Annotated in this window: 12 protein-coding genes; 7 read left to right on the forward strand and 5 right to left on the reverse strand. The window is 36.6% G+C overall.

What is annotated here, in order from left to right:
- The first annotated feature begins 2 nt into the window (after positions 1-2).
- From ACN5L8_RS09670 to ACN5L8_RS09695, 6 genes are all read left to right on the forward strand, one after another.
- Complete coding sequence (locus tag ACN5L8_RS09670; RefSeq protein ID WP_158536756.1) at positions 3-404, forward strand: response regulator; 402 nt, start codon at positions 3-5, stop codon at positions 402-404.
- Between the two features lie 113 nt (positions 405-517).
- Positions 518-919, forward strand: a complete 402-nt coding sequence (locus ACN5L8_RS09675; protein ID WP_419172912.1) for a hypothetical protein — start codon at positions 518-520, stop codon at positions 917-919.
- Between the two features lie 215 nt (positions 920-1,134).
- Positions 1,135-1,839, forward strand: a complete 705-nt coding sequence (locus ACN5L8_RS09680) for a hypothetical protein (protein WP_120405420.1) — start codon at positions 1,135-1,137, stop codon at positions 1,837-1,839.
- Positions 1,840-2,012: 173 nt separating this feature from the next.
- Entirely contained in the window at positions 2,013-3,809 is a 1,797-nt protein-coding gene (locus ACN5L8_RS09685) for a DEAD/DEAH box helicase (protein ID WP_419172913.1), read from the forward strand.
- A 6-nt stretch (positions 3,810-3,815) separates the two neighbouring features.
- Complete coding sequence (locus ACN5L8_RS09690) at positions 3,816-4,973, forward strand: NAD(P)/FAD-dependent oxidoreductase (protein ID WP_419172914.1); 1,158 nt, start codon at positions 3,816-3,818, stop codon at positions 4,971-4,973.
- A gap of 7 nt (positions 4,974-4,980) precedes the next feature.
- Entirely contained in the window at positions 4,981-6,060 is a 1,080-nt protein-coding gene (locus tag ACN5L8_RS09695; protein WP_419172915.1) for a UDP-N-acetylglucosamine--N-acetylmuramyl-(pentapeptide) pyrophosphoryl-undecaprenol N-acetylglucosamine transferase, read from the forward strand.
- On the opposite strand, the gene ACN5L8_RS09700 is transcribed toward ACN5L8_RS09695, so the two are convergent.
- A complete protein-coding gene (locus ACN5L8_RS09700) occupies positions 6,046-6,747 on the reverse strand; it encodes a response regulator transcription factor (RefSeq protein ID WP_120405416.1) in 702 nt (233 codons plus the stop codon). The two genes, ACN5L8_RS09695 and ACN5L8_RS09700, sit on opposite strands and share 15 nt — an antisense overlap.
- 175 nt (positions 6,748-6,922) lie before the next feature.
- The gene (gene typA, locus ACN5L8_RS09705; protein ID WP_114705649.1) at positions 6,923-8,755 is read right to left on the reverse strand and encodes a translational GTPase TypA; all 1,833 of its coding nucleotides are present in this window, start codon (positions 8,753-8,755) and stop codon (positions 6,923-6,925) included.
- 65 nt (positions 8,756-8,820) lie between these two features.
- Here typA and ACN5L8_RS09710 point away from each other — a divergent pair, with 65 nt between their 5' ends.
- Positions 8,821-10,557, forward strand: a complete 1,737-nt coding sequence (locus ACN5L8_RS09710) for an ABC-F family ATP-binding cassette domain-containing protein (protein WP_419172916.1) — start codon at positions 8,821-8,823, stop codon at positions 10,555-10,557.
- On the opposite strand, the gene ACN5L8_RS09715 is transcribed toward ACN5L8_RS09710, so the two are convergent.
- The 3 genes from ACN5L8_RS09715 to ACN5L8_RS09725 form a co-directional block, all read right to left on the reverse strand.
- Positions 10,558-11,910, reverse strand: a complete 1,353-nt coding sequence (locus ACN5L8_RS09715; RefSeq protein WP_419172917.1) for a hypothetical protein — start codon at positions 11,908-11,910, stop codon at positions 10,558-10,560. It lies immediately after the preceding gene.
- Positions 11,910-12,995, reverse strand: coding sequence for a hypothetical protein (locus ACN5L8_RS09720; RefSeq protein WP_114705646.1), 1,086 nt, complete (start codon positions 12,993-12,995; stop codon positions 11,910-11,912). The genes ACN5L8_RS09715 and ACN5L8_RS09720 overlap by 1 nt, the downstream gene beginning before the upstream one ends.
- 90 nt (positions 12,996-13,085) lie before the next feature.
- On the reverse strand, positions 13,086-13,589 hold the full coding sequence (locus tag ACN5L8_RS09725) for a hypothetical protein (RefSeq protein WP_419172918.1): 504 nt from the start codon (positions 13,587-13,589) through the stop codon (positions 13,086-13,088).
- Positions 13,590-13,624 lie beyond the last annotated feature (35 nt).

The following is a 13,624-nucleotide window of genomic DNA, read 5'->3' on the forward strand; positions in this document are numbered from 1 at the left end:
TTATGAGTTACGAAGATAAGAAAATTTTTGTTATTGATGATTTAAATACTTTAAGAGAGACAATCGTTTCCCATTTACGAGAGGAAGGGTTTGGTCGAATCTATCAGGCCATTGATGGCCAAGATGCTCTAAAGAAATTAGAGGAACTTTATGGACGTGATGAGAAAATTGATCTCATCTTCTCAGATATCAATATGCCAAATATGAATGGAATTGAGTTATTAAAAGAGTTGAAAAGCGATGAGCGCTTTGTTGATATCCCCGTTGTTATGCTCAGCTCTGAAAATGAGAAAGAAATCGTGATGGAAGCTGTTATGAGTGGAGCATCTAATTACATCCTTAAGCCTTTCACAAAAATGACATTAAGAAGTAAACTTGGAGAAATTGATAAGCTTCTAGCTTAAACGTGGTTAACTTTTACTTAATGTTTCTAAAGATAACTTTAGGCTGATTGAAAACATAAAGAACAATTGCTAGCTTCCCCTATTATGATTTTAAGAGTTAGGGGGAGTTTCTTATGCATAAGCTAAATCTATTAATATTGGCCATTCTATTTTCATCACTCACTTTTGCTAGTGAGGGAAATGATATTAAAGATAACGATACTCAGGTTATTGAAGATGATATCAAGATCGAATTCACTACGGCCTGTGTACTTCAAGGTGTCTTTCTGGAGAATCTACCTATTAGAGTTAAGCTTTCCTCATATTATCGTGAATGGAGTCGTAGAGAGATTGTTGAAAATATCTCACTAGAGGAGTGTGAGCGCATGGCCTTAGAGATTGCCAATTTAGATGATGGAATCTGGGATATTAAGCATCAGGTTACATATAAAACGGTTTCTGCTCGTATCTGGTTTAAGAACTTTAAAACTGGTGAACTTATCGAAGATGAGATTTTTCGCGTTTCACTCCATTAGTATTATTAGCTACTTATGAGAAGTGGTGAATTGTAAAATCTCAGAACACCCTTTGAAAGACAAGAAGTTATCGATCGTTTCTTTAAAGAAAATAAAAGAAAGTAATTAGTTTGTCCTCTACTAGGTTTAATCTATTAACTAGTCTAACCCTGTATAGACTTCAGAGTGTCATCTACTTTTTGCTCAATTTGGGAGTTAATGGTAAATAATCTGTTATGAAGTGCATTTTATACTCATTCCTAACGATCTCTATGTCATTATCTTCAATGGCCATCAATATTAAAAAGTTTGATATTGATTACAGAGAAAAGTCGAAGAAATTCGGCGTCCATATGCTATCTGGAAAGAAAGATGGAATTCGCCTTTATCAAGGAACAATCAGTGACGTGATAGAAAGACCTGTAGAAGCTGTCTTGGAGACAGTATTGGCCTTTGATAAGCGCTGTAATAATGAGTACAAGGATAAGCGCCAGATCTCTGATAAGAGTATTGATTGTCCTTATAATAGTGACTCGCTTATAGAGTCTGTCATCGTTAAAAAATTAAAAGTAGCTGATCTCGCTAAGAATGAAGTTAATCGATTCATTGTTAAAAGACGTTCATATAACCATGGAGTCTATACTTACAACGACTTAATCAGGGTCTTTCGCTATTTAGATGGCTATAAGATAACAATGGAGATGCTTGATGATACTACCTCTAAGAAGTATATCTCAACTCCTCTAAATAAGAAGAGTGTGATGAAAACCTCTGGTGGTACCTACTTTATACTTCCTGAAGGTAAGGGAAAAACACGTTATACCTATACTTTTACATGCTCTACTGATCACTGGTTACTCAATAAATCCATAACCGTCTCTAAATTCTTTAGTGATATGGCCCAGAATCTAAGATCAGAATTTAATACATTAAAAAAATGAACACCATAGAACTTTTTCAATGGCCCTTGAAACACCGCATCTAGCATGTTAGATTCCCTGAAAATATGAAAATACGCCTATTTATCAATGACGGTCACAAAGTCATTATTTCAGCTCAGTGAGAGCAATACATCCGTGGCCTGCATTCTAGGCTTGCGTTTAAGGAGTCAAAATTGAATTTTAACGAAATTCCACTTAAGGAATCGCTGCTTCGTGCACTCGAAGAGAGAGGGTTCGAAACTGCTACAGATATCCAGTCTAAAGCAATTCCACTACTAATCGAAAAGAACACTGACTTTGTTGGTCAGGCCCAAACTGGAACTGGTAAAACAGCGGCCTTTTCACTTCCGCTTCTACACTTATTAGATACTAATAGTAAGTCGATTCAAGCAATTATTCTTTCTCCAACGAGAGAGCTTGCAAATCAAATTTGTGATGAAATTAAAAAATTATCAACACATGACAATATTAAGACGATGTCTGTATATGGTGGGACATCAATTGATAATCAAATTAGAAACTTAAAAAAGATAAAGCCACAAATCGTAGTTGGAACACCTGGGCGTGTTCTTGATCTTATTAGAAGACGTGTTCTAAAGCTTTCTGAAGTTAATTATGCTGTTCTTGATGAAGCAGATGAAATGCTAGATATGGGCTTCCTTGATGATGTTAAGGAAATTTTAGCACAAGCGGAAAATAAGAAAACGTGGATGTTCTCAGCAACAATGCCACCGGCAATTCTTGATCTTATTAAGAATTACCTGGATAACCCAGAAATAGTAAGAGTTAAGAAGAAGACTTTATCAAATGATAATATCACTCAGAAGTTCTATCTTGTTCGTGATCAATATATGCGTGAAGCTGTTTGTCGTCTTCTTGATGCTGTTGAAGACTACTACGGGATCATTTTCACTAAGACGAAAATTGAAGCAAGCTCTCTTTGTGATGAGCTAAACCTAAGAGGTTATCTTGCAGACTCTCTTCATGGTGACATGGATCAAAAGCATCGCGATGTGACTATGAAGAAGTTTAAAAATAAGAAAGTAAAACTTCTTGTTTGTACAGATGTTGCTGCTCGTGGAATTGATGTTGATCACTTAACTCACGTATTCAACTTTGGATTACCACAAGATCTTGAATCTTATGTTCACAGAATTGGTCGTACAGGTCGTGCTGGTCAGAAAGGTTTAGCACTTTCTGTTGTTTCACCAAGTGAAATAAGAAAGATTTCAGCACTTGAGAGACTAACAAAAGCAAAGATTGAAAGAGAGAGAATCCCTTCTGTTGATACTCTTAAAGGTGCGATGGTACGTCGTAAGCTTAATCACTTTGCTGAGATTTTTGAAGAATTAGAGGAAAGTGACGATCTTGATGATTCTTTTGCAACTTTTGCAGAGAACTTCGATCATCTTGAAAAAGAACAAGTTCTAAGAGCAATGTACAAGTCTCTATTTGCGGATAACTTAAAGCGCTTTGAAATGAACCCGACAATCGACCTTGAGCCAAAGGGCCGTGGCGAAAGAGCAAGTGGACCTCGTGGAGAAGTAAGAGCTGATGCTCGTGGTAATATTCGTTGTTTCGTAAATTATGGACGTGAAGACGGTGCTCAGATTAAGTCTTTCTTAGATGCAATCGCAGGTGAGCTAAATATTGATCAAAGAAGAATCCGTAATGTTCAACTTAAGGATAAATTCTCTTTTGTTGATATTCCTTTTGAAACAGGTAAGCTTCTAATTGATGGACAAGAGCAGGTTTTCATTGGAAATAAAAAGCTAAGATTTGAAGCTACTCGTGAGCGTGGTGGAGATCGTGGTGGACGCGGTGGTCGCGGCGGAGATCGTGGCGGACGCGGTGGAAATCGTGGTGGTCGTAGCGGTCGTAGTGGAAGTCGTGGCGGAAATGAAAGCTGGGGCAACAAACGCTCTTCAAACGGTGGAAGTAGAGGAAGTTCTCGTCAAAGCCGTTATTAATTAAATATGAGTAAATATGATGTCATAATTATTGGTGCGGGTGCTGCAGGTTTATTCTGTGGCATCCATGCTGCCAAAAGAGGGCGAAAGGTATTAATTCTAGAAGGTGCCAAAGGCCCTGGAAAGAAGATCTTAGTCTCTGGTGGTGGACGTTGTAATTTTACAAATCTTGATATCACACCAAATTTCTACGTTTCTCAAAATCCTCATTTTTGTAAATCTGCTTTAAGCCAGTATACGAATTGGGATTTTATTTCTTTTATCTCCGAATTGAATTTAACATATAATGAAAAAACACTTGGCCAATTATTTTGCGACCAAAAGTCACGAGGAATATTGGAAGGACTTTTGAAATCAATTCCTTCAAATTGTGAGTTAAAAGTTAGTAGTCGAGTGAATGAAGTATCTTATGAAGACTGCTATGAAGTTAGTCTTACTAATAGAGATTCTTTCCAAGCAGATAGCCTAGTCGTTGCCACTGGAGGACTTTCATTTCCTGGATTAGGGGCCACTGATATTGGTTATCGTATCGCAAAGCAGTTTGGACACAAAATGGTTGAAACAACACCAGCTCTTGTTCCATTTACTTTAGAGAATGTCTTAAAGAACTTAGCAGGTGTTGCTATTGAATCTGAGGTATGTGTAGGTAATAAGAAATTCCTCGAAAATATCCTATGGACACATAAGGGGCTAAGTGGGCCATCGATTTTAAAGGCCTCTCTCTATTGGGAATCTAAGAGTAAAGTAAAGATTAACTTCATGCCTAAGTCTGATATTTACCAAATCCTAAAAGATAAAAATAAGAAGACACTTCTTAATGCTCTAAAAGAAGAAATGCCAATTCGCTTTGTTGAAGAGTGGTTAAAATTATTTAAGCTACCACTTAACCGAAAATGTGCCGAGCTATCAGGTGATCAAAAAGAGCTTTTAGTTAAAGTATTTCATCATTGGGAATTTATCCCTAGCGGTACAGAAGGCTATCGTAAGGCCGAAGTGACACGTGGTGGAGTCGATACAAATCAAGTAAGTTCAAAAACAATGGAGAGTCGACTTCAAAAAAATCTCTTCTTTATAGGAGAAGTTCTTGATGTAACAGGACTTCTTGGTGGATACAATTTCCAGTGGGCCTGGTCTTCTGGCTATGTAGCTGCAAAGTATGTATAATTAATGCATGCAAAATGAATTAATTGATAGAAATAAAAAGGCCGTTGTATTCACTGGTGGTGGAAGTGGGGGACATGTTGTTCCAGCACTAACTCTAATTAGTGAAATAAGAAAATCAAATATCAAAGTAGTCTATTTTGGATCTTATAAAGGGATTGAATCAAATCTGACAAGAGGTAAGGTTGATCGCTATATTGGAGTCTCTACTGGTAAGCTTAGAAGATATATAGATTTTCAAAATCTCACAGATATTTTTCGTTTAATAATAGGTCTATTTCAATCTTTTATTCATCTACTTCTACTACGTTCTCGTGCCAGTACTATTGTGTCGATGGGAGGCTTTGTTAGTGTTCCCACTGTCATGGCCGGAAAAGTTCTTGGTTATAAAATAATAGTCCATGAACAAACATCACGTGTTGGTCTTGCAAATAAGATCGCATCGATTTTTGCTTATCGCGTTTTTGTAAGCTTCAAAGATTCCTTAAAATATTTCCCAAAAGATAAGGTTCGATATTCTGGTTATCCAGTTAGAGAAGAGTTTAAAACAACTCAGCTCAATATTCGTACTTTTGAAGGGATTGAATTAAAAAATCCTGCTCTGCCAATCCTATTTGTTACTGGTGGAGGAAATGGCTCAAAATTACTTAATGATAAAATCAAAGAGAACTTAGACTCATTATGTGAAAAATTCACAGTCATTCATCAAGTTGGTAGTCAGTCTATCGATGAATTCAAGTCTCTTCGTAGTAAAACCTATATACCTTTGGCCTTCTTAGGTGATGAAATGCCAGATCTAATGAAAGCTTCTCGCTACATCATTTCGCGCTCTGGTGCTGGTACAGTTGCCGAGCTTATAGCTCTTGGAAAACCAAGTCTTTTTATTCCATTAAAAATTGCTCAAAAGAATGAACAATATCACAATGCGATGGAAGCACATCGCGTATTAGGCTCCATTGTTATTGAGGAAGATGAATTTAAGAATTGTTCAATCGAAGAAGAGCTCAAAAAGATTCCAAGCTCGAGTGTTCCACAGGACCGTGAACATGCAACTCAAATTATTCTAGATGAAGTCCTACAGTCTAAGTAGGACTCCACGAGATTTTATTGTTTTAATATATTCTGAAAACGGTTTTAGCTTGCGTCGTAAGTTTGATAGGTGAGTATCAATATTTTGGGCGTTGTTATTGCTTTCGGCCCAAACGACTTGAGAGATATGCTCTTTTGGAAAAACTTTACTTGGATTAGAAGCTAATAGTGTAATAATCTTATATTCTGTTGAAGTCAGTTTAACTTCTTTTTCATTTAGATACACTAATTGCTGGTCAAGATCGATATTAAAGCCTTGCTCTTCAAATCTAATTTCATTCTTCTTTTTACGACGGTGACGATTCTTCTTTGCTTCAACTTTATTTTTGATACGAGCAATTAACTCATTGATCGTTACAGGTTTTACAATAAAGTCCTCTGCTCCAATTTGAAGGCCCTTAACACAAGCTTCTTCTGATGGGTCACCTGTTAAGAAAATAACAGGAGTCTTCTTGGCAAGAAGTCGCGCTTTTTCATAAAGTTCAAAACCATTTAGTTCTGGCATATGAAGGTCAAGAACCATAATGTCAGTTTTGTTAGTGTTTAGAAAAGTAAGTAGTTCGAGAGGTCTTTGAATTAACTGTAAATCAAAATCATCTTCCAGAAGGTCTTGATAATTTTCTAAGTTATCAGAGTCATCGTCGACAATAGTTACATGTGGTTTCTTTAATCGGCTTAATCTAGACATAATTCAACTTCTTTAGTTTTCATCAATAACATATTGATTTTATAGGATGAAAGGGGGCGTCGTCAATAATTTGAATATATGCGCAGTGCATTTCTTGGGAGAAATTTTAAAATTCTCTATGATATTAATTACTTAAAAGGCCTCTAAAAAAGGCCTCTTAAGTAGTATTTTGAACTTATTTCTTTTCTTTTCTAACTACAGAACGCTTATTTGCAGCAAGTTCTTTCTTTCTGATACGAACATTTTGAGGAGTAATCTCAACCCATTCATCATTATCAATCCAGTCTAGGGCCCACTCAAGAGTTCTAGGTCTTACTGGAGGAAGAATAATATTTTCATCCTTACCTGCTGTACGAACTGATGTAAGTTGCTTACCACGACAGATATTTACGTTAGCGTCGTTTTCTTTCTTGCTCTCACCAATAACCATTCCTTCGTAAACCATATCACCAGGTTCAACAAAGAACTCACCATTGTTGAGTAGGTTAAAGATTGCGTATCCAGTAACCTTACCAGCTCTATCTGAGATGATTGCACCATTTTGACGAGCAAGCATATCACCAGCGTATGGACGGTAACCTAGAAATTCAGTAGAAAGGATTCCTTCACCACGAGTATCTGTCATGAAGGCACCACGGTAACCAATTAGACCACGTGATGGAATTTCAAATTCAATTCTTGTGCGACCTTCACCAATTGGCATCATTGAAGACATGATCCCTTTTCTGATTGAAAGCTTCTCTGTTACAACACCTGTGAAATCATCAGGAACATCAAGAACGGCAAGTTCATACGGCTCATGTTTCTCACCATCTATTTCTTGGAAAAGTACTTCTGGTCTTGAAACCATTAGTTCAAATCCTTTACGTCTAAGCTCTTCAAAAACGATAGCGATTTGAAGCTCTCCACGTCCTTTTAGCTTATATACTTTTGCATCGTCAGTTGCTTCATATTTAAGAGCAACATTTAGACGACAAGCATCTTGTAAGAATTCTTCAAGCTTTCTTGAAGTAAGGTATTCACCTTCTTGACCACTCATTGGAGATGTTGAAACGGAAACGTTAACAGCAACTGTTGGTGGTTCAACTTCAATTCTTTCTAGTGGATTTTGATCAGTTGTTGGAGTGATTGTATCTCCAATATGAACTTCTTCAATACCAGCACAGATTACAATCTCACCTGCATGAGCTTCGTTAACTTCTACAGTTTGAAGTCCTGAATAAGTTTGGATATTTGAAACTTTAAAGTTCTTTGATTTGTCAGCACCAATACAAGTAAATTGTTGGTTCTTAACAATCTTTCCTTGGTGAATACGCCCTACGAATTGTTGTCCTAGGAATTTAGAATATGTAAGGTTTGATACAAGAAGTTGCAGTGGAGCTTCGATATCTTGCTTTGGCTCTGGGAAGTAATCCGAAACCATGAAGTCTAGAACAGGAATCATATCTTCGCGAACAACTCCTGGCTCCATTGCTGCCCAACCATTTTTAGCTGATGCATAAATGAATGGAATATCAATATCAAAATCTTCAACCTCTAGCTCTGTTGCAATCTCAAGTAGTAGGTCTTCACATTCACCTCTAACTTCATCAATTCTTTGATCTGGACGGTCAACCTTATTAATAATAACCGCAACCTTAAGACCACGAGAAAGTGCTTTTCTTAGTACGAAACGAGTTTGTGGAAGAGGACCTTCTGAAGCATCAACGAGAAGAAGTACACCATCAACCATCATAAGAGATCTTTCTACTTCACCACCAAAGTCCGCGTGGCCTGGAGTATCAAGTAGGTTAATCTTTGTATCTTTATAAAAGAAAGAACAGTTTTTTGCAGTGATCGTAATCCCACGCTCTTTTTCGATTTCACCAGAGTCCATAACTCTTTCTACAATCTCAGCTCTTTCTTCAAAAGTGTTTGATTGTTTTAAGATTTCATCAACCATCGTCGTTTTACCGTGGTCAACGTGCGCAACTACTGCGATATTTTTTAATTTCTCAAATTGACTCATTTTGTGCCCTTTCCTGTCTGTCTAATCTACTTTCTAATAATGAATTTATTTGTTACACAATATATATGATTCAGCTTGTAAATGTAACTAAATCTTTTGGTGGCCGAACGCTTTTTGAAGAAGTGACGTTTTCTCTTGGAAGTGGTGAAATAATCGGCCTAGTTGGTAGAAATGGAACAGGTAAATCGACTTTGTTTAAAATCATCACTGGTGTCGAGCCCTATGATAGTGGTGATGTGAAGATACCAAAGTCTTATAAAATCGGTACCTTAGATCAGCATATTCACTTCACTCACAAAAGTGTTGTGGATGAGTGTATGTCTGCTTTAGGTCCAGAGTTTAAATATGATACTTATCGAGCGGAGAAATTACTTACAGGGCTTGGTTTTTCAGATGAAGATTTTGAAAAAGATCCCCAAAGTTTTTCAGGTGGATACCAGATTCGTATCAATTTAGTGAAAACTTTATTAACTGAACCCAATTGTTTGCTCTTAGATGAGCCTACAAATTACCTCGATATTGTTTCCCTTAGGTGGCTAAGGTCATTTCTCAAGTCTTTTAACGGAGAAGTTATTCTCATCACTCACGACCGTTCATTTATGGATTCAGTGACAACACATACGATGGGTGTTCATCGTGGAAAGCTTCGAAAAATAAAAGGTCAAACAAAGAAATATTATGAGCAATTGGAACAAGATGAAATTGTTTACGAGCAAACACGTATAAATCAAGAAAAGAAGATAAAGCATATGATGGATTACGTGGATAAATACCGCGTAAGTGCAAGGGGTGCTTCTCAGGCCCAGTCTCGACTTAAGGCCATTGAGAAAATGCAGGATATGCAGCAACTTGATAAGATCGCTGATTTAGACTTTTCTTTTAATCATACTCCATGTCCTGGAAAGCAGATTATGAAAGTTAAGAATCTAAGTTTCGGCTACACTGAAGAGAACTTATTTTCAGGTGTGACTTTTGAAGTCGATCGTGAAGATCGTATTGGAATTATTGGAAAAAATGGAAAAGGGAAGTCGACACTATTAAATGTTTTATCCCACGAGCTAAAGGAGCGCACAGGAGAGATTTGGGAGCATCCAAGTCTTGCTCTAGGTCACTTTGGTCAAACTAATGTCCAAAGGCTGCATCCTGAAAATTCAATTACTCAAGAGATTCAGGAAGTAAATACTGATCTAAATATCACTAGAGTAAAAGCAATTGCGGGAACAATGCTATTTACTGGAGAGGATTCTGATAAGAAGATTTCTGTTTTATCAGGGGGAGAAAAGGCCAGAGTAATGCTTGGGAAGATCTTGGCCCAGAAAACGAACCTGCTCTTTTTAGATGAGCCTACAAATCACTTGGATATGGAGAGTATTGACTCTCTAGGTGAAGCTATTAATGAATACGACGGAGCATGTTTGATCGTAACCCATAATGAGGATCTACTTAGGTCATGTGTAAATAAGCTTGTTATTTTTAGACAGGATGGGGCGGAGTTCTTTGAAGGTACATACGATGAATTCTTAGAAAAGATTGGATGGGAGGAAACTCCTCAGACAAAGAAAGAAAAGAAGGCCGTTGAAAAAGAGAAAAAGCCAGAAAAAACACAAGAGACTTCTAGCGGAAATAAGTATCGCGAGGAAGAAGTTATGGCCCAGATTGAAACTCTAGAGAAGTATCAATCTGTGTTAGAAGAAAAGATTCAAAATGCTTCAGCAGCAGGTGATACTGATGCAATAACTAGCGCGGGCCATGAGCTCGAGCTAGTTAATGCAAAAATAGATGAATTATTAGAATTATTGTAATTATTGTTGTGTTGATTCAGTGCTTTGAGAATTATCCTTCTCAGTCACAACGGCTTTATCTGCTATAGCATTAGCACATTCTGTGGCATCACTCTCATCACATGAACAATATGCTAGTAATTTTGCTTTAATATCGTATTGCTTTTTCTCTTTTGAATAAGATTCACAAGTTACTTTCTTTAAGCAAACACCTTTATTTGCACATTGAGCATTCTTTCCTTTAAAAAGATTCTTTGTATCAGTGAAGTTACAATTATAATAGATAAGATCTTCAGGAAGAGGCTCTTCTTCTTGCTCATCAAGTACGAATTCTTCTTTTCCGTCATCATCACGAGGAATTGGAATTGATTTATCACCTCTAGGTGGTGGGATCGCCTTTATCGCAGGTGTGACAACTTCCTGCGCTTCTTGAACTTCTTCTACTTCAGGAGCAACTTCCACAACTTCTTTTTCTTCTTCAAAAATTTTAGATAAACGCGATCTAAGAGCGCTACAACTAAACTCTCTCTTATCAGTCATTTGAGCATCACAGAAGCAATTTACGTTATCAATAATGCGCTCAAATGTTTCTTTATTGTTATTATAGCGTTCTCTAAGTGCTTCTTTGAAATTTGGTATCTTTGACGAAGCCTCTAAACATTGTGCTGTTGCATACTTATATGAGCCCCTGACCTTTATACATATACCTGCGGCAGAGTTTCTTTTCGAATCACTTGTATCAACCATTTGTACCGGATCTAAGCTAGAGTCATATGGACCGAAGATCTTTGGGTTACAACGAAATCGGTTCTTACCACCACAGCTGTAGTCTCTTGAATATACTTCATTATCAACAGCTTTCACTTTTGCATCATTCTTTGTTTTCCAAGGAGCCTGGCAGTAGCCTCCTTTTCTCGTTGATGCCCAACCTCCAAAGTAGCACATATTATCGCAACTACTCTCATGAGCACAAAGTTTAGGAGCTAACATATCTAAGAACAATGATGAATACATTGAACCAGTAGTACTTTCTTGTTTGTATAACCCGTTCTTTGATATATCAGATAAGGTTTGAAGATAAGCTTCTATAATGTCAGACGTGTATTCTTCTTGTGACAACATTTTCAAGGCGTGTTGTTGGATAAAGCCTTTATCAACCTTGATTTCAGTGTTTGAAACCGGATAACTAATTTGAACACCAACTTTTGGTTTTTTCAAAAATGGTTTTACCTTAATCATTTTCTTTGATTTAGTTTGTATTAAGTAATGGTCCTTAGTTACGTTTATAAGCTTACCTGTGTTGTAAACCTTAGGTACAGTTAGGGCCAATGTTGTATTGATAAATAACAGAGATGCGATTAACCATTTCATCATTACACCTCCGTTCCTAATTCAACAATTGTACATTTATTCATAATTGTATCTTCATTAATTGATTGAACATTACATTTGTTATTATCAACTGGTTTTTCATCATCAAATTGACAAGTAACTTGGTATGTTTTGTTTTGGCATGTATAAGTTTGTGCACAAACTCTAGACTCACTATTGTCATTTAAGCATTGACCAGCTTGATTTTGTGAGAATGAAATCATTTGAAAGTTTTCGAAGTCTATTTGATCTGTTGCATTTGTACAAATCTCATCACGACATCGAGAATATAGCCTAGCAATTGGTGTGAAACCATCTGCTTCGTTATATGTATAGTTTTGATTAATTGGATAACAATTCGACTTACCAACTTTTTCAAGTTCATCATCAGTTAATCTGACTTTTTTAGGATTACAGCTCTTTGATTTTGTAAGAATGCTTTTATCTCTTTGATAACAGAAATAAAGCTTTCCTTCTGGTTGAGGAGCTTTACCAGATGATGTCTCTACACTTATCTCGTTAGCCTTTTGAGGATCATTAGTTGCAACATCTACGATTCTTTGTGCACTTTGATTATCAATACAACGCACATCAAAGTCTTCACCTTTCATGAGCCTTAATGTCGTTTTTTGATTATCGTAACAATAATAATCCATATTCTGATCTTCATACTCTTTGATTTCTTGGTGTAGATTTAATACGTAGTCTCTACTTTTGATAGACTCTATTTTTTGCTCAATTTGTGCGAGTCTCGATCTTTGTTCTTGAGTAGCATTACCACTTTCAATAAGGGCCGCTAGTTGATTTTGTTCTTCAATATAAGGACTTACTACTTGAATGATTCTATTTTGTAAGAGCTTTCTTAAGTGAAGATAATAGTTTCTTTGATATGCAGTTGATTCAAGAACATTAATTTGACTACCGTGTACATTCTCTTTTCTATATGAATGTCCATCAACAATTTGTTGAATGAAGTCAGTACTGCTATTTGCACTTGTTACTTGGGAAATTAATATACAACTAAGTACGCTAATCTTTGAGATGACGTTAGCAAACCTCAGTCGATTTCTTGAATTTTGTCTCTTCACAATTAGTTCCTTCTCTCTAATACTCCCTTGGCTTATCGGAAGGAGTTAGACAGAACTTGAGAGGAGTTGTCGGAATGTAAGTTTTTAATATTACTGGCTTATTGCCGTTTCTCTGGCCTTCTCGCCGCTGTATTGTTGAGGTGATTTTTTGAGGTTTTCTCTTGTTTCGTTTACAACACGATCTCTTGACTTTAATTTAACTTCAGCTGCTCCAAACCATGGGTCATCATGAGATATGGCATCCTCATTTCCTTCTAAGATTTCAACAACTGGAATAATATCGAAAGAGCCGCGCTCTTTTTGTTTTACAGAAAGACGAAGAACCTGGGCTCCATGGCCACCTTTAGCACTTGATTTGTCGATTTTTAAAATATACTTACTATCTTCTTCATAGGTCTTATATTTTTTTCGAGGGCATCCACCAAGCTTGTAAGATGTCACAATATCGTACGCACAACCGTCACTGATATAGTATCGTAGTTTGTATTTAACAGTGATCTCATTTGGTGAATCTGCATCGATAATAATGTCTTTTTTAGGAAAGAAGCTTCTCCCGAGGTCGATAGTCATTGCTGAGACGCTCGTTGAAAACATAGAAAAATATAATCCTATAATAAATAATATCCTTA

The sequence above is a fragment of the Halobacteriovorax sp. genome, from assembly GCF_048381875.1.
GTDB lineage: Bacteria > Bdellovibrionota > Bacteriovoracia > Bacteriovoracales > Bacteriovoracaceae > Halobacteriovorax_A > Halobacteriovorax_A vibrionivorans.